Genomic DNA, 23,931 nt, shown 5'->3' on the forward strand with positions numbered 1-23,931 from the left:
GGCCGGAGCCGGCGTCTGTGCGACCGGCGTCTGTGCGACCGGCGCCTGTGCGACCGGCGCCTGACCGGCCGGAGCCTGCGCGGCCGGAGCCTGTGCGGCCGGAGTGGCCGCGGCGACCCCGGTCGTCGCGGAGGCTGCGGGCGCGGCATCCGCTCCCCGCGCCAGCACGCGGGCGACCATGAGCTCGAGCTGGAGGCGGGGCGATGTGGCGCCGGTCATGTCGTCGAGGGTGGCGATCACCAGGTCGGCGATGTGCGACAGACGCGAAGGACCGAAGGCGTCTGCCTGGCGCTGCATGCGCGCGAGGTCTTCGGCCGAGATGCCTCGCAGCACGGCCGCCGCGCCCTGGCCGGTGGCCGCGACGACGATGAGGTCGCGCAGGCGCTCGAGCAGGTCGTCGACGAAGCGGCGCGGATCCTGACCGGTCTGCACGACGCGGTCGACCGCGGCGAAGGCGGCCGAGGCGTCGGCGCCGGCGAACGCGTCGACGACCTCGTCGAGCAGTTCGGCGTGCGTGTAGCCGAGCAGCGCGACCGCGCGCGCGTAGGTGACCTTCGCGTCCTCCGAGCCGGCGATCAGCTGGTCGAGGAGCGACAGCGTGTCACGCGGCGAGCCGCCGCCGGCGCGCACGACGAGCGGCAGCACGCCCTGCTCGACGTCGACGCCCTCCTGCTCGCACAGCTGCTCGACGTACTCGAGCATGGCGCCGGGCGGCACGAGGCGGAACGGGTAGTGGTGCGTGCGCGAGCGGATCGTGCCGATGACCTTCTCGGGCTCGGTGGTCGCGAAGATGAACTTGACGTGGTCGGGCGGCTCTTCGACCAGCTTCAGCAGGGCGTTGAAGCCCTGCGGGGTGACCATGTGCGCCTCGTCGAGGATGAAGATCTTGAAGCGATCGCGGGCCGGGGCGAACACCGCGCGCTCGCGCAGGTCGCGGGCGTCGTCGACGCCGTTGTGGCTGGCAGCGTCGATCTCGACGACATCGAGCGAGCCTGCGCCGCCGCGACCGAGCTCGACGCAGCTCTCGCACGTGCCGCACGGGGTGTCGGTCGGACCCTGGGCGCAGTTGAGGCAACGCGCCAGAATGCGGGCGGACGTGGTCTTTCCGCACCCGCGCGGCCCCGAGAACAGGTAGGCGTGGCCGACGCGGTCGCCGCGAAGAGCGGTCATCAGCGGTTCGGTGACCTGCGACTGACCGATCATCTCGCCGAACGACTCGGGCCGGTAGCGGCGGTAGAGGGCGGTGGTCACTCCCCCAGCCTACGGCGTGGGGCCGACATCGCGCCGCCCGCTTCGGCGGGCTCGGCGACCGACACCGAGGGCGCATCGACCGTTGGGCTGCGACAGCCACGACGCGCACGGCGGCCGCCGCACGGTGGGGGCGCGTCGACCGCCCGGCGATCACCGTGACGCCCCCCGGCGACGATCGCGACGACACACGGGGCGGACGCGCCGCGATCGCCTGCTAGATTGCTCGGCAGTGACACGGGGTGCCCGCACGGCGGGCTGAGAACACACCCGTCGAACCTGATCTCGATCATGCGAGCGAAGGGATGTCGCGATGAATGCGCGCGCCGAAGACCACCCGTCCGATCTGTCCCGTCTGGCTCCGGCCGCCGCGCTGACCGCGCTGCGCGAGTCGGCGCCGCTGGTGCAGTGCATCACCAACGCGGTGGTCACGAACTTCACCGCGAACGCGCTCCTCGCCGTGGGTGCCGCCCCGGCGATGTGCGACATCCCGGGCGAGGCGGACCTGTTCGCCGGCATCGCCGACGGCGTGCTGGTGAACCTCGGCACGCCGACCGCCGAGCAGCGCGAGGCCGCCCGTGAGGCGGTGCGCAGTACGACCCGCTGGGTGCTCGACCCTGTCGCCGTCGGCGTGCTCCCGGTGCGCACGGCCCTGGCCGCCGAGCTGCTCGAACACCGCCCCGCGATCATCCGCGGCAACGCGTCGGAGATCCTGGCGCTGGCAGGAGCCGGTGCCGGCGGACGCGGCGTCGACGCGACGGACGGACCGGATGCCGCGGCCGGCGCAGCGCGCTCGCTCGCCCTCCGCACGGGCGGGGTGGTCGCCGTGTCGGGGCCCGTCGATCTCGTCACGGACGGGGAGCGCGTGATCCGCCTCGCGGGTGGGGACGCCCTGCTCACCCGCATCACCGGCGGCGGATGCTCGCTCGGGGCGGTGATGGCCGCGTTCCTGGGCGTGTGCGCGCCGCTGCAGGCGGCGGTGGCGGCATCCGTCCTCTATGCCGTCGCCTCCGAACGGGCGGCGGTCCGCGCCGACGGCCCCGGCTCGTTCGCCGTGGCATTCCTCGACGCCCTCGACGCCGTGGCGGCGGCACCCGCCGGGCTCGACGCGCGCGTCGCCGACGCCCTGGCGACGCGATGAGCCGGCAGGCCTGCCGTCTCGCCCTGCATCTCGTCACCGACGATCGCGTGCCGTTTCACCGGCTCGTCGACATCGTGGACGCGGCCGCCGGCGCGGGCGTGGACGTCGTGCAGCTGCGCACGAAGTCCGTGTCGGCGCGAGAGCTCCTTCGCCAGGCGCTGGCGCTGTCGGACGTCATCGACCGCCGGTGTCTGCTGCTCGTCAACGACCGCGTCGACGTGGCGCTCGCCGCGCGCGACGCCGGCGCTCGCGTCGACGGCGTGCATCTCGGCCAGGGCGACCTGCCGCCCGAGACCGCGCGACGGCTGCTCGGCCCGCACGCCGTCATCGGGTGGACCGCGAACTCCCCGGCGCACCGGGCTGCGGCATCCGCTCTGCCTCCAGGAGTGCTCGACTACCTGGGCGTCGGCGTGATCCGACCCACGTCGACCAAGCCCGACCACCCGCCGGCGCTCGGCGTCGACGGCTTCGCCGCATTCGCCGCGGAGGCGCCGCTGCCGTGCGTCGCGATCGGCGGGGTGGAAGTGGACGACGTCGCAGCGCTGCGCGCCGCGGGAGCCGCGGGCATCGCGGTCGTCTCGGCGATCTGCGGCGCGACCGATCCCGCCGAGGCGGCCCAGGCGCTGCGCCGCGCCGCCGACGCCCCGGCGCTCGCGGATGCGGAGGTCGCGCGATGACCGACACCGCCCTCTCCGCTTCCCCCACGTCGGGCGTGCGCGTGGCGGCGATCCCCCGCGTGCTGAGCATCGCGGGCACCGATCCGACCGGCGGCGCGGGCGTGCAGGCCGACCTCAAGTCCATCGGTGCGCTCGGCGGGTACGGCATGGCGGTGGTCACCGCGTTGGTCGCCCAGAACACCCTTGGCGTGCGTGAGGTGCACGTGCCGCCGACGGCGTTCCTCACCGCGCAGCTCGAAGCCGTGTCGGACGACGTCGAGATCGACGCGGTGAAGATCGGCATGCTCCAGTCCGCCGCGATCATCGCCGCCGTGCGGGACTGGCTCGGGCGCGTGCGCCCGCCGGTCGTGGTGCTCGACCCGGTGATGGTGGCCACCAGCGGCGACCGACTGCTCGATCCCGCAGCCGACGTGGCCCTGCGCGAGCTCGCGGGCGAGGTCGACCTCGTGACCCCGAACCTCGCCGAGCTCGCGGTGCTGGCGCGGCGCCCCCGCGCCACGACGTGGATGCAGGCGCTCGACGACGCGCGGGCGGTCGCAGGGGCGACCGGCACCACCGTGCTGCTCAAGGGCGGGCACCTCGACGGCGCCGACAGTCCCGACGCGATCGTCGCGCCCGGCGGGGCGGTGCACCAGGTCTCGGGCACGCGGGTCCGCACGCGCAACACCCACGGCACAGGCTGCTCGCTCTCGTCGGCGATGGCGACGCTGGCCGCGGGCGGAGCGACCTGGCCCGACGCCCTGGAGCGCGCGAAGACGTGGCTCAACGGCGCCCTCGCCCACGCCGACGCCCTGCGGGTGGGCGAGGGCAACGGCCCGATCGACCACTTCCACGAGCTGCGCGGCACCGCCGCCGGAAGGGCCACCGGCACCACGGGGTTCTCTGACGCGACGTGGTCGTCGCGCGTGTGGGAGGCCGCCGCCGGAGTGCGCGCCGACGTCGACGAACTCGACTTCGTGCGCGGGCTCGGCGACGGCACGCTGCCGCGCGAGACCTTCCTGCGCTACCTCGCGCAGGACGCGCTCTATCTCGGCGAGTACTCCCGCGTGCTGGCGAAGGCGAGCGCGCTCGCCCCGACGCCCGCGGAGCAGGCGTTCTGGGCGCGGTCGGCGGAGTCGTCGATCGTCGAGGAGCGCCGGCTGCACGAGTCGCATCTCGGGTCGGCCGCCGCCCTCCCCGCGCCGCAGACGCTCGCCTACACGAACCACCTGCACGCGTCCGCCGGATCCTACGGCGAACTCGTGGCGGCGCTGCTGCCGTGCTTCTGGCTGTACACCGACCTCGGCATCCGCCTCGCGGCCCGCCGCCACGCCGGGCATCCGTACGACGACTGGCTCGCCATGTACGGCGACCCCGCGTTCACCGCGGCCACCGCACGGGCGACCGAGATCGCGGATGCCGCAGCCCGCGAAGCCGGACCGCTCGAGCGCGCGCGCATGGACGCCGCCTTCGCGCGCTCGATGGCGCACGAGCGGGAGTTCTTCGCGGCGGCCGCGACACCGTCGCCCGGCGGGAGCTGACGGATCGGCGCAACGGGTACCGCACACCGGCGGCGTTCCCGCGCCGCCCGCCGTCTACCGTCCACCCCCGACAACGAGGGTCGATCCGCCGGTCCGCGGACGGCGAAGCGTCGGACGTGCGAGGCGTCGGCGGCGTCGCGCTCGGCATCCGTCGTCACCAGATCAGGAGATGATGCGGCGGCAGGACGAATCCCTGCGGATCGTCCTGTTTTCGTCGCATCACCTGATCCGGGGCCAGCGATCAGACGTCGATGCCCTGCTCGACGTCCGTCGTCACCAGATCAGGAGATGATGCGGCGGCAGGACGAATCCCCGCGGATCGTCCTGCTTTCGTCGCATCACCTGATCCGGGGCCAGCGATCAGACGTCGATGCCCTGCTCGACGTCCGTCGTCACCAGATCAGGAGATGATGCGGCGGCAGGACGGATGCCCGCGGATCGTCCTGTTTTGGTCGCATCACCTGATCCGGGGCCAGCGTCAGACGTCGACGCCCTGCTCGACGTCGGTCGCACCCACCACGATCGGGATCGCGGAGGTGACGGTGGGCACCGAGGCCGACAGCAGCGACCCGTCCTCGCGGCGCGCGTCGCCGAGCTCGCGCAGCGTCGGGCGCCCCGAGATCACGGGACCCTGCCCGTCCAGCGGCGCCACGACCTCTTCACCGGCGCCCACGACGTAGCCGACCCCGCGCACGCTGAAGCCGACGGGGTCGCCCTCGGTGGCGCGCACGCGCAGCTCCTCGCGCGTCACGGTGACGACCAGGCGCGTGCCGTGCCAGTGCAGCACGAACTCCAGCGACGGCCAGGCCGCCGGGAGCCGCGGATCGAACGAGAGCTCGCCGAAGTGGTCGCGCATGCCGCCGAAGCCGGCGACGAGCGCGGTCCACACGCCACCGGCCGACGCGACGTGCACGCCGTCGGCGGCGTTGTGGTGGAGGTCGCCGAGGTCGACGAAGATCGACTGCCGGAAGTACTCCAGCGCGAGGTCCTGGTAGCCGACTTCCGCGGCGAGGATCGCCTGCACGACGGCCGACAGCGTCGAGTCGCCGGTGGTCAGCGGGTCGTAGTACTCGAAGTCGGCGAGCTTGTCCTCGTCCGAGAAGTGGTTGCCCTGCAGGAACAGTGCGAGCACCACATCGGCCTGCTTGAGCACCTGGTACCGGTAGATCACCAGCGGGTGGAAGTGCAGCAGCAGCGGCCGCTTGTCGGGCGGAGTGTTCTCGAGATCCCAGATCTCGCGCTCGAGGAAGACGTGATCCTGCGGGTGGATGCCGAGGGTCGGGCTGAACGGGATGTGCATGGCCTCCGCGGCGTGCTCCCACGCCTCGGGCTCCCCCGGCTCGAGCGCCAGGCGATCCACCATCTGCCGGTAGACCTCGCCGTCGACCTCTGCCATCTCGCGGACGGTCCGGGCGGCGAAGCGCAGGTTGAAGCGCGCCATGACGTTCGTGAACAGGTTGTCGTTGACGACCGTCGTGTACTCGTCAGGCCCCGTGACACCGTGGATGTGGAAGGTGTCGCCCTCGCCGTCGATCACGCCGTCGTTCGAGCGCCAGAATCCCAGCGTCGCCCACAGTCGCGCCGTCTCGACGGCGATGTCGACGCCCTCGCGGTGGAGGAACTCCTCGTCTCCCGTCGCGCGGACGTACTTGGCGAGCGCATAGCTGACGTCGGCGTTGATGTGGTACTGCGCCGTGCCGGCGGCGTAATAGGCTGATGCCTCTTCGCCGTTGATCGTGCGCCACGGGAACAGCGCGCCCGCCTCGTTCAGTTGGAAGGCGCGCCGGCGCGCGGCCGGGAGCATGAGGTACCGCATCCGCAGCGCGTTGCGAGCCCACAGGGGCGTCGTGTACGCGAGGAAGGGGAGCACGTAGATCTCGGTGTCCCAGAAGTAGTGGCCGGAGTACCCCGAGCCCGTCATGCCCTTCGCGGGCACCCCCTGCCCGTCGGCGCGGGCGGAGGCCTGAGCCAGCTGGAACAGGCACCACCGGGTCGCCTGCTGCAGGTCGTCGTGGTCGCCGATGCGCACGTCCGAGCGCTCCCAGAACGCGTCGAGCCACGCACGCTGCCGGGCGCGCACGGCCTCGACGCCCTCATCGAGGGCGCGGTCGAGGGTGCGGCGGCAGCGGTCCACGAGCTCGCGGGCGGGAACTCCGCGTGAGGTGTGGTAGCTCACGAGCTTGGTCACCCGCACCGGCACGCCGGCCTTGGCCTGGACCCGGAAGACGTTCTTCGCGATGTCGGGCTCGATGAGGGTGCGCGTGGTGTAGTCGTTCTCGGTCTCGACCAGGTGATCGGCCACGACCGCGATCGTCATTCCGGAGTCCGTCACGCGGTACGACAGCGCCGCGCGCAGCTTGTCCTGCCAGTACTCCTGCGGCTGCAGCACGCGCTCGTGGAGCTTCTCGGTCTTGCGGGGGTCGAAGCCCGCGCGCTTGGGGGCGCTCGGGGTGCCGCCGTAGACGTCCTCGCCGTCCTGCCGGTTGATGATCTGCGAGCTGATCGTCACCGGCGCGTCGGCGTTGAGCACGGTGACGTCGACGCTCATCACGGCGAGGTGCTTCTCTTCGAACGACACGAGGCGCTGGATCTCGATCCGCACCTCCTTGCCCGACGGCGTCACCCACACCGTGTGGCGGCGCATCACGCCGTCGCGCATGTCGAGCACGCGCTCGTACTCGCGCACATCGGCGACGTCGAGCGACAGCGGCTCGTCGTCGACGTAGACCCGCATCACCTTCGCATCGGGCGCGTTGATGATGGTCTGCCCGACCTCGGCGAAGCCGTACGCCTGCTCGGCGTGCCGGATCGGGAACGTCTCGTGGAACCCGTTGATGAACGTGCCGTGCTCGTGCGCGTGACGGCCTTCGGGGTGGTTGCCGCGCAACCCCAGGTAGCCGTTGCCCACGGCGAACAGCGTCTCGGTGACGCCCGCGTCGTCGAGGTCGAACGACGTTTCGACGAGGCGCCACGGGTCGACGGGGAACCGGTCGCGATCCATCATCGTGCGAACTCCTCGAGGTCCTGGACCACCACGTTTGCGCCCGCCTCAACGAGGTCGTCCTCGCCGGCTCCGCGGTCGACGCCGACCACGAGAGCGAAGCCCCCGGCGGCGGCGGACTGGACGCCGCTGATGGCGTCCTCGACGGCGACGCTGCGGGCGGGCTCGACCTGCAGCATCCGTGCCGCCTCCACGAAGACGTCCGGAGCGGGCTTGGAGGCGAGGTGGTCGCGTTCGGCGATGACCCCGTCCATCACGACGGGGAACCGGTCACGGATGCCGGCTGCCGCGAGGACCTCCTCCGCGTTCTTGGAGCTCGACACCACGGCGACCGGGGTGCCGGCCGCCGCGAGGACGTCGAGCAGCTGCAGGGAGCCCGGGTAGGGCGAGATGCCCTCGGCGCGCAGGACGCGCTCGAACACCGCGTTCTTGCGGTTGCCGATGCCGCACACCGTGTCGGCCGTCGGAGGATCGGACGGGTCGCCCCACGGCACTTCGACGTCGCGCGACCGCAGCAGGGCGGCGACGCCGTCGTAGCGCTTCTTGCCGTCCAGATGGTCGAAGTAGTCGCGCTCGGTGTAGGGCGGGGTGATGTCCCAGTCGGCGAAGAGCTCTTCGAACATCGACTGCCACGCGTGCATGTGCACTTCGGCGGTCGGCGTCAGAACGCCGTCCAGATCGAACAGCACGGCGTCATAGGCGGTCAGATCGGGCAGGGCGTCGTGAGCCACAGAACCTCCGGGTAGGGGTGCGGGTGCGTCGGCACTCCTTCGCGCCGTTCAGCAAGCGTAATGCGGCCGCGTGTCCGGTTCACACCCTTGACGGTTACGTCGCGGCAACACTCAGGGTCTGACGGGCGATCTCGAGCTCCTCATCGGTCGGGACGACGAGGACCGTCACGGCCGAGGCATCCGTCGAGATCACACGGATGCCGCGCTGCGGGCTCTCGTTGCGCTCGGGGTCGATCTCGACGCCGGCGAAGCCGAGGGTCTCGAGAGCCCCGGCACGCACGTGGGGCGCGTTCTCGCCGACGCCGGCCGTGAACGAGATGACGTCGGCGCCGCCCAGCTGGGCGAGGTAGGCGCCGGCGTAGCCGCGGAGCCGGTGGACGTAGACCTGGAAGGCGAGGATCGCGTGCGGGTCGCCCGCCTCGATGCCGGCGCGGATGTCTCGCAGATCGTTGGAGCCGGCGAGCCCGAGCAGGCCGCTGCGCTTGTTGAGCAGGTCGTCGAGGTCGTCGATCGACATGCCGGCCCGGCGGGCGAGCTGGAACAGCACGGCGGGATCGATGTCTCCCGAGCGCGTGCCCATCACCAGGCCCTCGAGCGGCGTGAACCCCATCGAGGTGTCGATCGAGCGGCCGCCGTCGATCGCGGTGACCGACGCGCCGTTGCCGAGGTGGAAGACGATCTGCTTGAGCTCGGCGAGCGGACGCCCGAGGAAGGCCGCAGCCGCCTCGCTGACGAACTTGTGCGACGTGCCGTGGAAGCCGTACCGGCGGATGCGGTGGGATGCCGCGACCTCGGCGTCGATGGCGTAGGTATAGGCCGCGGGCGCGAGCGTCTGGTGGAAGGCCGTGTCGAACACCGCCACGTGCGGCACATCGGGGAACGCCTCGCGCGCGGCGACGATGCCGGCGAGGTTCGCCGGATTGTGGAGCGGTGCGAGCACCGAGAGCTCGTCGATGTTGATCTCGACCAGCGGGGTGATGAGGGTCGGCTCGAAGAACCGCGCCCCGCCGTGCACGACCCGGTGGCCCACGGCTATCGGCGGGGTGCCCTCGAGCGATGGCCCGTCCGAGGCGAACGCGTCGAGCATCACGCCGAAACCCGCCGTGTGATCCGGGATGGGCAGCTCGCGCGTGCGCGTCGCATCCAGGAAGGTCGGGGTGCCGACCGTCTCCCCGGTCGCCGCTCCGGTCGGAGCGGCGTACACGGTGTGGCGCGCGACGCCGGTGTCCGCGCCGATGCGCTCCACGAGCCCCGAGGCCAGCGTGCGCTCGGTGTCCATGTCGAGCAGCTGGTACTTGAACGACGACGAGCCGCTGTTGATGACGAGCACCGGTGTCATCGGAGTCACTCCCCCTGCGCCTGGATCGCGGTGATGGCGATCGTGTTGACGATGTCGTCGACGAGGGCGCCGCGGGAGAGGTCGTTGATCGGCTTGTTGAGGCCCTGCAGCACGGGGCCGATGGCGACCGCGCCGGCCGACCGCTGCACCGCCTTGTATGTGTTGTTGCCGGTGTTGAGGTCCGGGAAGACGAAGACCGTGGCGCGTCCGGCGACCTCGGATCCCGGCATCTTCGCTGCCGCCACGGCCGCGTCGGCCGCGGCGTCGTACTGGATCGGCCCTTCGACGAGGAGCTCCGGGGCTCGCGAGCGGACGAGGGCCGTGGCATCCCTCACCTTCTCGACATCCGCACCCGACCCCGACTCGCCCGTCGAGTACGACAGCATCGCCACGCGCGGATGGATGCCGAACTGCGCGGCGGTCGCGGCCGACGAGATCGCGATGTCGGAGAGCTGCTCGCTGGTCGGGTCGGGGATGACGGCGCAGTCGCCGTAGACGAGCACGCGGTCGGCGAGGGCCATGAGGAAGACGCTGGAGACCACCGAGACGCCGGGCTTGGTCTTGATGATCTCGAACGCCGGACGGATCGTGTGCGCGGTCGTGTGGGCGGCGCCCGACACCATGCCGTCGGCCAGGCCGAGGTGCACCATCATCGTGCCGAAGTACGAGACGTCGGTGACGGTGTCGGCGGCCTGGGCGACGGTGACACCCTTGTGGGCGCGCAGCCGCGCGTACTCCTCGGCGAACTTGTGCACGTGGACGGCGTCCAGCGGCGAGAGCACCTCGGCCGCCTGGATGTCGATGCCGAGCTCGATCGCACGGGCACGCACCTCGAACGGCTCGCCGAGGATCACGAGGTCGGCGATGCCGCGCTTGAGGACGGTGGCGGCGGCGCGCAGCACGCGATCGTCGTCGCCCTCGGGCAGCACGATCCGCTTGCGCTCCGCGCGCGCCCGCTCGATCAGCTGGAACTCGAACATGAGCGGCGTGACCACCGTGGCGCGAGCCAGGCCGAACGCCACGAGCAGCTCATCGGTGTCGACGCTCTGCTCGAAGAGCGCGAGCGCGGTGTCGTACCGGCGCTGCGAGTCGGCCGCCAGCCGGCCACGGGTGCCCATGATGCGCACCGCAGTCTCGTAGGTGCCGAGCTCGGTCGTGATGATCGGCACGCTCGAGCCGAGCCCGTCGATCAGGCGCGTCACCGGCTCGGGGATCTCGAAGCCGCCGTTGAGCACGATGCCGGAGATGGACGGAAAGGTGCCGGAGGCGTTGGCGAGCAGGGTCGCGAGCAGCACTTCTGAGCGGTCGGCGGGGATGACGACGACGGCGCCCTCCAACAGGCGCGGCAGCACGTTCACCATGGACATGCCCGCCACCACGACCGCGAGCGCCTCGCGCGTGAGGCGATTCGGATCGCCGGCGAGCATCTCACCGTCGACCGAGCGCATGATGCCGCGGATCGACGGCGCGACGAGGAAGCGGTCCTCGGGGATCGCCCACACCGGCACCGGCGTGCTGGGCGCGGCGCCGAGATGCGCGTGGATCGACCGGCGGATGGCCGCGACCGTCTCGTCGGTGCGGACGGGATCGGCGCGGTTGGCGACGACGGCGAACAGCTTGGCTCGGCCGTGGGCGAGCTCGGCGAGCGCGAGATCGGCGATCTGCCCCATCTCGGCCGGCGTCCGCGCGAGCGACGAGCCGAGCTGCTCCGGCTGCGTCTGGTTCTGCGCCGACCGTCCGCCGAGCACCAGCAGCACCGGTGCCCCGAGGTTGGCCGCGATGCGGGCGTTGTACGCCAGCTCGGCCGGGCTTCCGACATCGGTGTAGTCGCTGCCGACGATCACGACGGCGTCGCACTGGGCCTCGACCGCCTTGTAGCGCTCGACGATCGTCGCGAGCGCGGCATCCGGATCCTGACGCACGTCGTCGTACGTGACGCCGATGCACTCGTCGTACGGGAGGTCGACGCCGTCGTGGTCGAGCAGCATCTCGAGCACGTAGTCGCGCTCGACGGTCGACCGCGCGATCGCCCGGAAGACCCCGACCCGGGGGGTCGCATGACTCAGCGCGTCGAGCACCCCCAGCGCGACCGTGGATTTGCCCGAGTGACCTTCCGCCGACGTGATGTAGATGCTCTGCGCCACCCGTCCAGCCTATGGGCGAGCCGCAGGCCCCGGCCAGGCGTGCCACCGGATCAAAGGCAGCACCCGGCCCCGAGACGGCGCGGCACCCCTCCCCCGGATACCCTCGACGGCATGCACGCGTCTCGCCCTGGAATCGACGTTCCCGATCACCGGGGCCGCACCGGCCTCGACCGGACCGGACGAGATCTCGACCGCAATCCCGACGTGAAGGTGACGGATGTCGAGCTGCTGGCGTCGGCCTGGCACGTGCTGCGTCGCACCACGCTGGAGTACCGCACCCCCTCGGGGCGATGGGAGACGCAGCAGCGCGAGACGTACGACCGCGGCAACGGCGCGACGGTGCTGCTGTACGACCCCGAGCGGCGCACGGTGCTGCTGACGCGCCAGTTCCGCTACCCCGTCTATGTCAACGACCACCCCGACGGGCTGCTCATCGAGACGGCGGCCGGGCTCCTCGACGAAGACGACCCTGCGACGGCGATCCGGCGCGAGGCCGCCGAGGAGACCGGCGTCGAGATCGGCGAGCTCCAGCACGTGTGGGACGTCTACATGAGCCCCGGCTCCGTCACCGAGCGGCTGCACTTCTATGCGGCGCCGTACGACGGCGCCTCTCGCACCGGGGACCGCGGCGGCCTCGAGGAGGAGGGCGAGCACATCGAGCTGCTCGAGCTCGACATCGACGAGGCTCTCGCGATGGTGCGCGACGGGCGCATCCAGGACGCGAAGACCGTGATGCTGCTGCAGTGGGCGGTGCTCGACGGCCCCTTCGCCGCCGACCGCTCCGGTCGCTGAGACCGCTCCGGTCGCTGAGACCGCTCCGGTCGCTGAGACCGCTCCGGTCGCTGAGCCTGTCGAAGCGCCCGGGAAAAGTAAGACTCTCCGCGAACCCGGCAGAGCCTGGTTACCCTTGCTACGTTTCCGTCCTGGGGGAGTTGGCCTGGATGCCGCCTCGCGGAGAGCTGGCTCCAGTCTAGCCCGTTCCGAGCGGCGTCCGATCCACGCGGCCTGCCGAGGGGGCGGTCAGGCCCACCCAGGGTTGTCCCAGCGCGAGCGATACCGTTCCGTTATCCGCGCGATTAGGATCGGTCGCGTGGGCAAGGGAGCCCGCCTCACCCGCGACCCGCTCGACCCAGGGCGGAACAGGAGTCCGCGATGGCCGATACCGCGATGACGGATGCCGCACCCCGCGACGCAGGCGAGCGCGGAGCTCTGACGGCGGAGGGTTTTGCGCGAGTCACCGACGCGATCCTCGAAGCGGTCGGCAGCGTCATCGACGGCAAGCCCGACGCGGTGCGCAGCGCGCTGGTGTGCCTGCTCGCGGAGGGGCACCTCCTGATCGAGGACGTTCCCGGAGTGGGCAAGACGATGCTCGCACGCGCCCTGGCGACCTCCGTCGACGCGACAGTCCGGCGCATCCAGTTCACTCCCGATCTGCTCCCCGGTGATGTGACCGGCGTCAGTGTGTTCAACCCCGTCGAGCGCGAGTTCGAGTTCAAGCCGGGTGCGATCTTCGCGAACATCGTCATCGCCGACGAGATCAACCGCTCCTCCCCCAAGACCCAGTCGGCGCTGCTGGAGGCGATGGAGGAGCGCCAGGTGACCGTCGACGGGCACACCCACTTCGTGCCCGACCCGTTCCTCGTCGTCGCCACGCAGAACCCACTGGAGATGGAGGGCACCTACGCCCTGCCCGAGGCTCAGCGCGACCGGTTCATGATGCGGATCTCGATGGGCTACCCGGATGCTCGATCCGAGGCGCTGATGCTGCGGCAGCGCGACACCGTCAACCCGCTCGACCAGCTCGCCCCCGTCGTCTCGGCGGACGAAGTGGCCGGGCTCGTCGCGTGGGCGCGCGCGGTGCACGTCGCACCGGCCATCGAGGACTACGCCGTCGCGCTGGCCCAGGCCACCCGCACCCACAGCGACCTCCGCCTCGGAGCGAGTCCCCGTGCGACACTGCAGCTCGCCCGCGCCGCCAAGGTGTGGGCGGCGCTCGACGGACGGGCGTTCGTCATCCCCGACGACGTGACCGCCCTCCTCGCGCCGGTGTTCGCGCACCGGCTCATCCCCACCCGCGCCGCGGGCGGAGCGCGGGCGGCCAACGCCGCCGACGCGATCGCGACGATCCTGGACCGCATCGCCGCGAGCGTGCGGGTGCCGATCGCCTCTCGTCAGTGAGCCGACCATGAGACGCGTGTGGCCGCTGACCGTCCGGGGAACCGGAGCGGTGATCCTGGCGATCGCATGCTTCATCGTCGCGGGCGAGGCGAGCCTCGTCGAGCTGATGTACTTCGGCATCCTCCTCATCGTGGTGGTCGCGGCGAGCGTCGCTTCGCTCTACGTCGGCCGCCGCACGGACTCCGTCACGCGATCGCTCGTGCCCGACGTCGCCTCCGTGGGTGGCGAGGCACGGGTGTCGGTGCGTGTCGAGGTGCGCACGGCCCTGCCGACGGCTCCGGGCACCTGGCAGGACACGCTGCCCAAGGGCCTGCGCGGCAAGGCCGAAGGCGCCTTCCCGGCGCTGGGGTCGGGCCTGCGGGGCGGCGAGCGCGGCGGCGTCCGCAGCATCGACCTCGTGTACTCGGTCATCGGCACGCGTCGCGGCGTGCACCCGATCGGTCCGCTCACCGTGCGCTCCTCCGATCCGTTCGGGCTCGCACGGCGCACCGTCGTCTTCCACCACCGCACGGCCGTCACGGTGGCACCCGCGGTCGTCGACCTGGCTCCGCTCATCGACTACGCCGGCGCCACCGGCGGCATGCTGCACACCACCACCGATCAGCTCGGCCAGGGCGCCGACAACCTCGTGGCGCGCCCCTATGCGCCGGGCGACTCCATGCGCCGCATCCACTGGCGCGCGACGGCGCACCGCGACGAGCTCATGGTGCGTCAGGAGGAGCAGGAATCCACCCCCGAGGCCACCGTGGTGCTCGATCGCGCGGCGCTGCGGTGGGCGCCCGAGGCGCTGCGCGCGCCGGGGGTCGATCCCGGATTCGAAGCCGGTGTCTCGGCGTGCGTGTCGGCGGTCTCCCGGCTCGTGCACGACGGCTACGCCGTCGAGGTCATCGATTCCGAGGGCAACGTGCTCGCCGAGCGCATCGACGGCGGCGACATGACCGAGGTGGACGCGATGCTCGTGCGCTTCGCGACCGTGACGGCTCAGCGCGACGACGCGCTGCCGCGGCTCAGCCGCCAGTTCGCGGGCATCTCGACCGGCCCCATCGTGCTGATCGTCGGCCGGCTGGATCCCACAGACGCCCTGGCCCTCGGATCCATCGCGCACCACAGCACCCTTCCCGTGCTGCTCAGCACGAATCCCGTGGGCGACGCGCTCGACGTCGCCGCCGACCACGGGTGGCATGTCGCCGTGATCCAGGCAGACAGCGACCTCGCGCTCCCGTGGGCGAACGCCATCGGGCGGGGGGTGCATCATGTCGTCGGCTGACCGGGCACGGCCTGCGCGTGCCCGCGGCGGCGAGCGACTGCTCGCGTTCGCCATCCTCGCGGCGCTCCTGGCTGCGCTTCTTCCCGTGGTGCGCGTCATCGATCCCGGGTGGTGGCTCGTCGGCGCTCTCGCCCTGGCCTCCCTGGTGCTCGCGGCCGGCTATACCGCGCGCCGCTACCGCCTGCCGGCGGTCGCCGTCACCCTGATCGAGGCGGGTGTGTGGGTCGTCTTCATGACGCTCATCTTCCTGAGCAGCACCGCCCTCCTGTGGGTGATCCCGACTCTCGACACCCTCCGCGCCGTCCCGCTGCTGGTCGAGGCGGCGATGGAGCAGATCACGGTCGGCGCGGCGCCGCTGGAGCCCACCCTTCCGCTCGCCTTCGTCGTGGTGGGCGCGATGGGCCTGCTGACGATCATCGTCGATCACGTCGTGGTCACCGCACGGATGCCGCTCCTGGCGTCCGTCGGGATCGTCGCCGTCTCGCTCATTCCGGCGATCGCGGCCCCGAGCGACGTGGACGTCATCGGGTTCGTCTTCCTGGCGGTGACGATCCTGTTCCTGATCAGGTCGGAGACGCGTTCGCGCGAGAAGCCGCTGGAGCGCGAGGCGGAGCGCACCGCAGGCGTCCCCGCGACCGCACTGGGGATCGGCGCGATCGCGATCGTCGTCGCGGTCGTCGCGACGCCGGTGCTGCCCCAGCCCGGCGCGCGCGCCGGAGCCGGCATGGGTCCAGGACCCGGCATCGACGCGACGCTGCAGCTCGGCGACGACCTGCGCCGCCCACAGGAGACGACGGTGCTGCGCGTGCGCACCGACGCACCCTCCGTCCCGTACCTGCGGGCCACGACCCTCTCGCGTTTCGAGGGCGGCGTATGGGAGCCGGACCGCTCGCAGACGGTGTCGCTCGACAGCGAGCGGGCGTTCGGAGAGATCGACTCCGATGAAGACATCCGGCTCGGGGACTACACCGCGAAGGTCGACGTCGTGAACCTCGACTCCCCGTGGGCGCCGGTGCCCTACCCCGCGGTCGACGTCAGCGGACTCGCGGGCGGCCTGTGGGGCGCGGTGCCGTACAACCACACGGTCGCGACGACGAGCGGCTCGACGCAGGGCCAGTCCTACGAGGTGGCGTTCGCCCCCGCGCGACCGTCCCTCGAGCAGGTGCGCGCCGCCACGTCGGTCGGCTCGCAGGTGCGCGACGAGACCACCGAGCTCCCCACCGACGTCTCGCCCGCCATCGCCGAGCTCGCCGCCCAGGTGACCGCCGAGGCGGGCACCGACTACGACCGGCTGACGGCGTTGCAGCGCTGGTTCCGGGGCACGGAGTTCCGCTACTCGCTGGAGGCGCCCGTCGAGGAGGGCTTCGACGGCAGCGGGGCCGACGCGGTGGCCCGCTTCCTCGAGGTGCGGCAGGGCTACTGCGTGCATTTCGCCTCCGCCTTCGCTCTGATGGCACGCACGCTGAACATGCCCTCGCGCATCGTCGTGGGCTACCTTCCCGGCACCCCGTCCACCGAGAGCGTCGACGGTCAGCCGGTGTTCACCGTATCGAGCTCGCAGCTGCACGCGTGGCCGGAGGTGTTCTTCGACGGCATCGGCTGGATCCCCTTCGAGCCCACGTCCGGGCTCGGCGTGCCGACGAGCTTCACCTCCGAGGCGGCGCTGCCCGGCCAGTCCACCGACCCCGACGCACCCACCCCGCAGAGCTCCACCACTCCGACCGCGCCCGGCGACACCGCGCAGATCGACCTGGAGGAGCAGCGCAACGGGGCTGCCGGATCGGCGACGCGCACCGCGCTCGACCCGCTGCCCATCCTCGGCGCTGTGGCGGCGATGCTGGTGCTGCTGTCGCTGCCCTTCCTGATCCGCGAGCTGCGCCGCCGCCAGCAGGATGCGGCTGCGCGCAACGGCGATGCGGCGGCCGCGTGGCAGGCCGTGCAGGAGGCCGCGATCGACGTGGGCATCGCCGTGCCCGCCAGCGAGACCCCGCGTGCGTTCGCACGGCGGATCGTCGACGAGCACGGGGCACCGGCATCCGAGATGAACACCGTCCTCATCGCGATCGAGCGCGCCAGCTATTCGCGCGCCGGCACCCGCTCCTACTGGATGGGGGATGCCGCAGCCGACGCGGCGGCCGCGGTGCGCGTCGCGCTGCTCGCCTCGGTGCCGACGTCACGCCGCATCCTCGCACTCGTGGCCCCGCGCTCGCTCATCATCCGCCCCGGCAGCGTCTACGCCGGAACTGCGCCGGTTCGGGCACGGTAGCCGATCAGGGTAGGATGGTCGACGGCCCTCCGGGGCCTCCTGGAGGATTCGCCTAGTGGCCTATGGCGCACGCTTGGAAAGCGTGTTGGGTGCAAGCCCTCGGGGGTTCGAATCCCCCATCCTCCGCACCTGCGATCCCAGTGTTTTCAAGGGATCGCGACTCGATTCAGATCCCGTGGCACAGTTCGTGGCACAGTTATCGTTCACTTTTGGTCTCCGAGAGGCCCGGAATTCCGCGGGTCTCGACCACTATGGTGCGGTTTTCGGACATCTGACGCTCAGAGCGCATCCGTCGCAGCGTAGGGGCCAGAACACGTCGGCGTGGTGTTGTGGATTCAGAATTACCTCAATACATGAGTTCCTGTATCGTCTGCTCCATGCCCACCGCAACGGTCACCCACACGGCAGCGCTCGCGCGCCTCGGTCACGCACTCTCCGACCCGACACGGGTGGGGATCCTGCTGTCGCTGCGGGATGCGCCGGCCTACCCGTCGGATCTCGCCGACGCGCTCGGGGTGTCGCGCCAGGTGATGTCCAACCAGCTCGCCTGTCTGCGCGGATGCGGACTCGTCGAAGCCTCGCCCGACGGCCGACGAAGCCGATACCGGTTGGCGGACCCTCATCTCGCGCCGGCGCTGAGCGAGCTGCTGCAGGTGGTTCTCGTCGTGGAACCGGACTGCTGCGACGGCGAGGGCTGCAGCTGCGCATGAACACCACCGCACTCACTGCCGATCGCCGGCATGTCCTCCAACGTCGGATCCGCTGGATCGTCACCGCAACCATCGCGTACAACATCGTCGAAGCGATCGTCGCGATCACCGCGGGCAATGTTGCGTCCTCGGGCGCGCTGATCGCCTTCGGGCTCGACTCCACCATCGAGGTCCTCTCCGCCGCCGCGGTGGCTTGGCAGTTCACGCGTCGGGACCCGGAACGCTGGGAGAAGCCGACCCTGCGCGTCATCGCGATCGCCTTCTTCGCTCTCGCCACCTACGTCATCGCCACTTCCCTGATGGCATTGGCGGGACGTAGCGAGGTGGAGCACAGCACGCTCGGCATCCTGATCACCGCGCTCAGCGTGGTCATCATGCCGTTCCTGTCACTCGCCGAACGACGCACCGGTCGCGAACTCGGCTCTGCTTCCGCGGTCGCCGACTCCAAGCAGACCCTCATCTGCACGTACCTGTCCGCCGCGGTCCTCGCTGGGCTGCTGCTCAACACCTGGTTCGGCTGGTGGTGGGCTGACGCGATCGCGGGACTGGTCATCGCCGGCTTCGCGATCAGGGAGGGCATCGAAGCTTGGCGCGGAGATGCATGTGCCACATCAGTCGGCATGATCCTCGAAGACGAGGACGCGAACCACCACGACCGATAGCCGCCGCTCCGGCAGCAGGACGATCGCGGGCGTGCGCGGCGAGGCGACTGTCAGACCGACGCCGAGAACTGAGCGACCCAGCTAGACGGGTTGCTCGACTGTCGCCGGCGCGAGCAGCGCCCCGACGAGATCCGCGGCGCCGCGCTGCAGCGTCTTCACGGCGTGCGAGTAGGTGTTGAGCGTGGTCTGGATGTCTGCGTGACCCAACCGCTCCGAGACGATCTTCGGATGCACGCCGGCCCGCAGCAGAAGCGTCGCATGCGTATGCCGCAGCTCGTGCAGGTGCAGAGCATCGAGATCCGGATGCGCCGCGACCGCCTTGGCGACCCGCTCCCGCCACTGACGGGAGAACTGGGTCGGGTTGTGTGGTTCCCCGTAGCGATTGCAGAAGATCAGGTGTTCACCTCGAGCATGCTCCGGCGAGACCGCACAGAGCATCTCGTGCCTCGCGCGGAACGCTTCCGCGAGGCGGACGTCGATGTCGACGTTGCGAACACGGCCGCTCTTGGTGGCGCGGAAGTCGATCACCGGCCTGCTGCCCGCTTCCTTCACATAGGACATGGCGCGGGCGATCGTGATCACCTTGTTGTCGAGATCGAGGTCCTTCCATCGGAGGCCGAGGATCTCGCCACGCCGCATCCCGGTGCCGAGAAGCGTCAGCCAGGCCAGCCACAGGTAGTCGCCCGACGACTCGGACCAGTCGAGGAAGAGCCGAGCGTCTTCCGCCGACCAGGTCGTCATCTCGGGCGGTGCGGCCTCGAGCTTCGTCGGGGCGACGCGCGCTTCGCGGGGTTGAAGCGGATGAGCCCGTCCTCGAGCGCGTGCTGCAGCACCTGCGAGATCAGGACGTGAACATGCCTCACCGTTGCGGCGCCGAGCGGTTCCCCTACGTGACCGCGATCCTTCCGGCCCGCCTGCTCCAGCTGTCGATAGAAGCGGTTGAGCTGATCCTTGGTGACGTCGGCGATGGGCGTCCGCCCGATTGACGACGGAAGCACGTGGACACGGAAATGCTTGCGGTAGCCAGCGAGGGTGGTCGGGCGCACGCGCAGCGAATCGAAGTACTTGTCGGCATAAGCGTTGAAGGTCTCGCGCGTCTCGTCGACATGGACGCCGCGACGGATGTCGACTTGCGTTTCGACGAGTGCGTTGAGCGCGTCCCGCTCAGTGGGGAAACCGCGCCGGAACCTGCGGACGGAGTCGCCGTCGGGACGCTCGACCCAGTATGCGACTCGATATTTCGTCTCCCCCGACTGCGTCGTGTACGACGAGACTGTGCCGTCCTGATTCGATCGCCGCCGCATCCGTCTTCCTTTCAGCCGATCGTCGGACCACCCGGAACCGGCGCGTTGATCACCGGCCCCGTCGCCGACGGGTCAGGCAGGTCAACTCCCGGCGCGAGACCCGCAAGACGAGCTCGGTTCATCAGTCGAGTCGCGGTGCTCTGACTGACTCCGAGGCAATCGGCGACGGCCCTCAGCGGCGGCAGATTGATGGCTGCCGCGAGTCGGTAGGTCGTCGACGCGTCCACCACGCTCGCCGTGAGGTCGCGCCCCTCGCGTGTGCGCATGCGCCGAATGTAGTCCCCGCCGGAGCAGATCGGTTGGTCGGGCTCTTCAACCGTGGAGACTCTCAAACCGCTGACCTGAAGGGCCGTCTGCACGCGGACCTCCCGCAAGGTGAGGCTCGTCACTTCGTCGCCCTCCCCGCTCCGGGTCACGCTGACCTCGGCCGCCACGACGCGACTGAGGCGGGGGTCGTACGCGGCACGGACGCGAATCTCGCCGGGGACGTCGGGCTCACTCCTCAAGACAGCCGTCCAGCTCGCAGGGACGGTGACGCCGTTACCCACGGCAACGCGCTGCTCGCTGACATCCACGTTCTCGAGGTCCACCATGCCCGCCAGTATCGCAGGGAGGAATTCGCTGAACAAGGTACGACATGACGCAATCATGTCGTAACTGGCTCAGGGAGGTGCTACGGTGTGCGCGTGTGATGACATTGGTGGCTCACGAAGGAGATGCAGATGAACCGCTCACCGAACTCACTCGCCCTCACGTATAAGGACGCTGCCGAGTTGGTCGGCGTCGAGTACCGCACGATCAAGCTCGGGGTCGAGCGGGGCACGATCCCAACGGTGCAGCTCGGGCCGCGACGGATGATTCCCCGCGCGGCACTGCTCCGAGTCTTCGGCGTCGAGCCCTGAGCCACGGCCCCATCTGATCGTCATGGTCGACGCACGCCTCCCCGCCGAGTGGTTGGGGAGCATCCGCATCGACAATCTCAGCGACCGAGCCTTCCGGGTGCTCGCCGGGGCACTGATGTGGTGCAACGGCCAAGGGACGGACGGCGCGGTGCCGGATCGGTACACGAAGTACCTCCATCCCGACGGTGACGACCCGGCGGCATTCGAAGAGCTCGAGCGCGCCGGCCTCTGGGAGCACACTGACGATGGATACCACCTCGCCGGCTGGGCGAGTGCGCTCAGACAGTCAACGGCCGAGGAGGTCGAGCGGTATCGCGATGGCGCGAGACGCCGGCAGAAGGAATATCGCGATCGGCAGCGGGCCGCGACGGCCGCTCCCCCGCCTCGCGCGATCGGTGGCCGAGCGACACGTGACGTGGCGCATAACGCGACGCATGAGGTGACGGCGAACGTAGGCTCAGGCTCCTTAACCGAGTCTTTGAAGAAGAGGAGTGCCTACGAGACGCGTGACGCGACGAGCCACATCACGCATAACGCGGACTCGCCGTTCTGCGCGAAGCACCCGGGCGGCACCTCCGAGCCTTGCGGAGCGTGCGCCCGCGCCAGGACGGCGCTGGAGGCGCGCCAGAACCGGCTCACGATCGGCGGCTGGGACTGCACCGTCGACGGTCACAAGCTGGTCACCGACGGCACCTGTGCGGTCTGCGCCTTCCGGCCGGATCGATCGGTCGCGTAGTACCCCCCAGGCCGTCATGCAGGATTGTCCACTCGTGGGCAACGGTCGACCGGACGTAGAGGGGTCCCCAAGCGGGCGGTGAACGAAGCGGAACCGCCGCCGTGCATCCGGCCTGTTCCCGCGGTCCTGCGGGCGAACCGACGGCTAGCGACAGGAGGACCCGACACAACCTGCTCGACCGGTGAGCGGGCCTCTAGCGCGCGTCCGCCGGTGACGCGTCTGCCGCGGGCGGGCACCTGGGGCCCCGGGGTTGCCGCCGGCCGAAGCCGGCTCGGAACGGGAGTGTCCGCCGCCGGGCCGGCGGCGGCCGTGCCACGTTGGGGACGGGGGGTCGTACTTTTTCGTCGACGCGCGCGGCGTCGCAGGCCGCTTCGTCAAGGGCTACCGCTGCGCCCGGTACCGCAGGACCATAGGCAGAAGCATCGCCCGTCTGTTCTTGGACGCATCCGCGGCCGGTTCGCTGCGACGACCGCCCCAGCTCTGGAGGGTCTCGTGGGAAAGTTTCTCTACGAAGGGAGCGTCAAGGTCGACTTCGACGACCGGACTCTCGCGCACCTGCAACTCGTCATCGGTAACAAGCTGCGCCGTCGCGAGCCGTTCCACTTCACGTGGCGCGACGACCCGAGCATAGGCGACGGGCGCACCACCGTTTGGATTCATCCGCGTAGCACGCTGGTCTACAAGTTCTACGGCAGCCGGAAACCCCAGTTGAACCCCGCCTGGATCGACGCGCTGGCGCACGCCGCGAACTCGCCGACCGGGCTGTATATCGTGCCGGAGCCTCCGATGCCGTCGATGCAGGCAGACTCAGATCCCGAGATGACCGGCTGACCTCGAAGCGGTACGGATCGGTGGGGTTTGTCGAAGCTCGCGCAACGCAGAGATCGCTGCAAATTGACCGTGCCACCGGGGACATCCGGGCCGGCCCCTCGCGTGGCGCACCGAGAACCCGTTCGGACGCACCCTGCGACGCACATGAATACGCGTGATCGTGCTGCTGCCACTCGCCCAACCGGTGCAAACCTTGGTTGCGGCCCCGTGGAGCCATACGGGCGCAGGTGCACGTCGCGGTGTCGCCGACCGCGCGTGCGAGATGCCGCGACACCGAAGGGCCGACTGTCGGCGCTGCTGGGATAGTTGGACTGACGGCGCGTTGTCGGGGGGAGGTCGGAATGAGCGGGACAGCTACGGATGCCGTCGCCTTGGCGTTGGAGCGGCTGCGCGTGGCGGAAGCCCGGCTGGCCCGCAGCAGGCCGGAGCGCTCCGGGCTCACGTCGTCCGAGCGCAATGCGATGCGGTTCATCGTCGAGAGCGATCGCACGTCGACCGAGGTCACGCCGATGTCGATCGCGACACGCTTGTATCTCTCACCGTCGTCCGCGACGTCGCTCGTGGATCGGCTCGTCGCACGGGACCTCGTCAGGGTGTCCTCGCACCCGAGTGATCGACGCAAGAAGCTCGTGTCGCCGACAGACCTCGACTTCGATCCCGACCGCATCGATCCGCTGACAACGAGCCTCCGCGCCCTCGCCGGTGCCTTGTCCGAGGCCGACGCGCGGGTGGTGGCTGAGTTCCTTGAGCACGTGGTGGATGCGGTCAACGCCACGCACCCTTAGCGCCCGTGCCTTCCCCTGCGCCGATCCCGACGTCGGTTCCGCTATCCGTTCACGATGGCGTGTGACTGCTTCCGCGCGGACCGGTGGGTGGCGTGGCCCTGGGCGTGCAGCCTCGTTCAATCGGCCCATCGTGTCGTGACCGTCGAAGGTCAGACGTGGGATGGTCGCCGTTTCAGAGTTCCCATTCCGTGCAGGGGTCCTCGCTGTCGCCGTCGTTCGGGGTGGGATGGTCATCGGGGATGGGGATGCGTTCGATGAACACGGGGACTCCGGGGCTGATCAGCACGGACCTCGGCGAGTTCGGTGCGGCGGCGGGCAACTCCACGACACCACCGCCGGCCCGCACTGCCGCTGTCAACTCGTCGAGCACGCCGCGCTCGTCCGTCCCCGCGCGCAGCAGGTATGCGTGGTCTCCGATGGTCAGTTCCGTCGCGTACACGATCGCGTCGCGCCTCTCTCTCCCGCCTGCACGTTACGGGAGGCCCCATC

The 23,931-nt window shown here is 70.6% G+C and carries 22 protein-coding genes, 1 tRNA gene, 1 other RNA gene and 1 riboswitch; of the genes, 14 read left to right on the top strand and 10 right to left on the bottom strand.

The window, feature by feature from the left end:
• Window positions 1-1,251 (bottom strand): DNA polymerase III subunit gamma and tau (locus IM767_RS19875; RefSeq protein WP_194398959.1); only part of this gene is annotated, 1,251 nt, incomplete at its 3' end.
• A gap of 225 nt (window positions 1,252-1,476) precedes the next feature.
• A riboswitch (TPP riboswitch) is annotated at window positions 1,477-1,571 on the top strand.
• On the opposite strand from IM767_RS19875, the gene thiM reads away from it, so the two are divergent.
• The 3 genes from thiM to IM767_RS19890 all read left to right on the top strand — a co-directional run bounded on the left by thiM (window position 1,562) and on the right by IM767_RS19890 (window position 4,586).
• Window positions 1,562-2,389, top strand: a complete 828-nt coding sequence (gene thiM, locus IM767_RS19880; RefSeq protein ID WP_109212185.1) for a hydroxyethylthiazole kinase — start codon at window positions 1,562-1,564, stop codon at window positions 2,387-2,389. It overlaps the preceding riboswitch by 10 nt.
• Window positions 2,386-3,066: a thiamine phosphate synthase gene (gene thiE / locus IM767_RS19885; RefSeq protein WP_109212179.1), complete on the top strand. Its 681-nt coding sequence runs from the start codon at window positions 2,386-2,388 to the stop codon at window positions 3,064-3,066. The genes thiM and thiE overlap by 4 nt, the downstream gene beginning before the upstream one ends.
• The gene (locus IM767_RS19890; protein WP_198426187.1) at window positions 3,063-4,586 is read left to right on the top strand and encodes a bifunctional hydroxymethylpyrimidine kinase/phosphomethylpyrimidine kinase; all 1,524 of its coding nucleotides are present in this window, start codon (window positions 3,063-3,065) and stop codon (window positions 4,584-4,586) included. The genes thiE and IM767_RS19890 overlap by 4 nt, the downstream gene beginning before the upstream one ends.
• Before the next feature lie 478 nt (window positions 4,587-5,064).
• Here the strand turns inward: IM767_RS19890 and IM767_RS19895 are convergent, their stop codons facing one another.
• From IM767_RS19895 to pta, 4 genes are all read right to left on the bottom strand, one after another.
• Window positions 5,065-7,590 carry a glycoside hydrolase family 65 protein gene (locus IM767_RS19895; protein WP_109212178.1) on the bottom strand — a complete coding sequence of 842 codons (2,526 nt, stop codon included), beginning with the start codon at window positions 7,588-7,590 and terminating at the stop codon, window positions 5,065-5,067.
• A complete protein-coding gene (locus IM767_RS19900) occupies window positions 7,587-8,318 on the bottom strand; it encodes an HAD family hydrolase (protein WP_109212177.1) in 732 nt (243 codons plus the stop codon). The genes IM767_RS19895 and IM767_RS19900 overlap by 4 nt, the downstream gene beginning before the upstream one ends.
• Before the next feature lie 94 nt (window positions 8,319-8,412).
• Window positions 8,413-9,657, bottom strand: coding sequence for an acetate/propionate family kinase (locus IM767_RS19905; RefSeq protein WP_109212183.1), 1,245 nt, complete (start codon window positions 9,655-9,657; stop codon window positions 8,413-8,415).
• Window positions 9,658-9,662: 5 nt separating this feature from the next.
• Entirely contained in the window at window positions 9,663-11,801 is a 2,139-nt protein-coding gene (gene pta, locus IM767_RS19910; protein WP_109212176.1) for a phosphate acetyltransferase, read from the bottom strand.
• Window positions 11,802-11,912: 111 nt separating this feature from the next.
• On the opposite strand from pta, the gene IM767_RS19915 reads away from it, so the two are divergent.
• The gene (locus IM767_RS19915) at window positions 11,913-12,593 is read left to right on the top strand and encodes an NUDIX domain-containing protein (RefSeq protein ID WP_109212175.1); all 681 of its coding nucleotides are present in this window, start codon (window positions 11,913-11,915) and stop codon (window positions 12,591-12,593) included.
• 75 nt (window positions 12,594-12,668) lie between these two features.
• Here the strand turns inward: IM767_RS19915 and ffs are convergent.
• Window positions 12,669-12,765, bottom strand: an RNA gene (gene ffs / locus IM767_RS19920) — signal recognition particle sRNA small type.
• A gap of 188 nt (window positions 12,766-12,953) precedes the next feature.
• Between ffs and IM767_RS19925 the strand changes: the two genes are divergently transcribed.
• The 6 genes from IM767_RS19925 to IM767_RS19950 all read left to right on the top strand — a co-directional run bounded on the left by IM767_RS19925 (window position 12,954) and on the right by IM767_RS19950 (window position 18,884).
• The gene (locus tag IM767_RS19925) at window positions 12,954-13,979 is read left to right on the top strand and encodes an AAA family ATPase (RefSeq protein WP_194398960.1); all 1,026 of its coding nucleotides are present in this window, start codon (window positions 12,954-12,956) and stop codon (window positions 13,977-13,979) included.
• Between the two features lie 7 nt (window positions 13,980-13,986).
• The gene (locus tag IM767_RS19930; RefSeq protein WP_109212174.1) at window positions 13,987-15,246 is read left to right on the top strand and encodes a DUF58 domain-containing protein; all 1,260 of its coding nucleotides are present in this window, start codon (window positions 13,987-13,989) and stop codon (window positions 15,244-15,246) included.
• Entirely contained in the window at window positions 15,233-17,512 is a 2,280-nt protein-coding gene (locus tag IM767_RS19935; RefSeq protein ID WP_109212173.1) for a transglutaminase TgpA family protein, read from the top strand. The genes IM767_RS19930 and IM767_RS19935 overlap by 14 nt, the downstream gene beginning before the upstream one ends.
• A gap of 41 nt (window positions 17,513-17,553) precedes the next feature.
• Window positions 17,554-17,638: transfer RNA gene (locus tag IM767_RS19940), tRNA-Ser, on the top strand.
• A 251-nt stretch (window positions 17,639-17,889) separates the two neighbouring features.
• Window positions 17,890-18,222, top strand: coding sequence for an ArsR/SmtB family transcription factor (locus IM767_RS19945; protein WP_109212172.1), 333 nt, complete (start codon window positions 17,890-17,892; stop codon window positions 18,220-18,222).
• A complete protein-coding gene (locus IM767_RS19950) occupies window positions 18,219-18,884 on the top strand; it encodes a cation diffusion facilitator family transporter (protein ID WP_109212171.1) in 666 nt (221 codons plus the stop codon). The genes IM767_RS19945 and IM767_RS19950 overlap by 4 nt, the downstream gene beginning before the upstream one ends.
• Before the next feature lie 81 nt (window positions 18,885-18,965).
• Here the strand turns inward: IM767_RS19950 and IM767_RS19955 are convergent, their stop codons facing one another.
• The 3 genes from IM767_RS19955 to IM767_RS19965 are packed head-to-tail and all read right to left on the bottom strand — an operon-like array spanning window position 18,966 to window position 20,781.
• A complete protein-coding gene (locus tag IM767_RS19955; protein ID WP_109212170.1) occupies window positions 18,966-19,625 on the bottom strand; it encodes a site-specific integrase in 660 nt (219 codons plus the stop codon).
• Complete coding sequence (locus IM767_RS19960) at window positions 19,622-20,188, bottom strand: tyrosine-type recombinase/integrase (protein ID WP_109212169.1); 567 nt, start codon at window positions 20,186-20,188, stop codon at window positions 19,622-19,624. Before IM767_RS19960 ends, IM767_RS19955 begins: the two co-directional genes overlap by 4 nt.
• Before the next feature lie 11 nt (window positions 20,189-20,199).
• Window positions 20,200-20,781 (bottom strand): hypothetical protein, encoded by a 582-nt coding sequence (locus IM767_RS19965; RefSeq protein WP_109212168.1) that lies wholly within the window; start codon window positions 20,779-20,781, stop codon window positions 20,200-20,202.
• 129 nt (window positions 20,782-20,910) lie between these two features.
• Between IM767_RS19965 and IM767_RS19970 the strand changes: the two genes are divergently transcribed.
• The 4 genes from IM767_RS19970 to IM767_RS19985 all read left to right on the top strand — a co-directional run bounded on the left by IM767_RS19970 (window position 20,911) and on the right by IM767_RS19985 (window position 23,442).
• Window positions 20,911-21,090 (top strand): helix-turn-helix domain-containing protein, encoded by a 180-nt coding sequence (locus IM767_RS19970; protein WP_109212167.1) that lies wholly within the window; start codon window positions 20,911-20,913, stop codon window positions 21,088-21,090.
• 22 nt (window positions 21,091-21,112) lie between these two features.
• The gene (locus IM767_RS19975; protein WP_109212166.1) at window positions 21,113-21,826 is read left to right on the top strand and encodes a hypothetical protein; all 714 of its coding nucleotides are present in this window, start codon (window positions 21,113-21,115) and stop codon (window positions 21,824-21,826) included.
• 492 nt (window positions 21,827-22,318) lie between these two features.
• Window positions 22,319-22,657, top strand: coding sequence for a DUF7882 family protein (locus IM767_RS19980; RefSeq protein WP_109212165.1), 339 nt, complete (start codon window positions 22,319-22,321; stop codon window positions 22,655-22,657).
• 341 nt (window positions 22,658-22,998) lie between these two features.
• A complete protein-coding gene (locus IM767_RS19985; protein ID WP_109212164.1) occupies window positions 22,999-23,442 on the top strand; it encodes a MarR family winged helix-turn-helix transcriptional regulator in 444 nt (147 codons plus the stop codon).
• 172 nt (window positions 23,443-23,614) lie between these two features.
• Here the strand turns inward: IM767_RS19985 and IM767_RS19990 are convergent, their stop codons facing one another.
• Complete coding sequence (locus IM767_RS19990; protein WP_109212163.1) at window positions 23,615-23,881, bottom strand: hypothetical protein; 267 nt, start codon at window positions 23,879-23,881, stop codon at window positions 23,615-23,617.
• Window positions 23,882-23,931 lie beyond the last annotated feature (50 nt).

This window comes from Microbacterium ureisolvens, assembly GCF_015278315.1.
Taxonomy (GTDB): Bacteria; Actinomycetota; Actinomycetes; order Actinomycetales; family Microbacteriaceae; genus Microbacterium; species Microbacterium ureisolvens.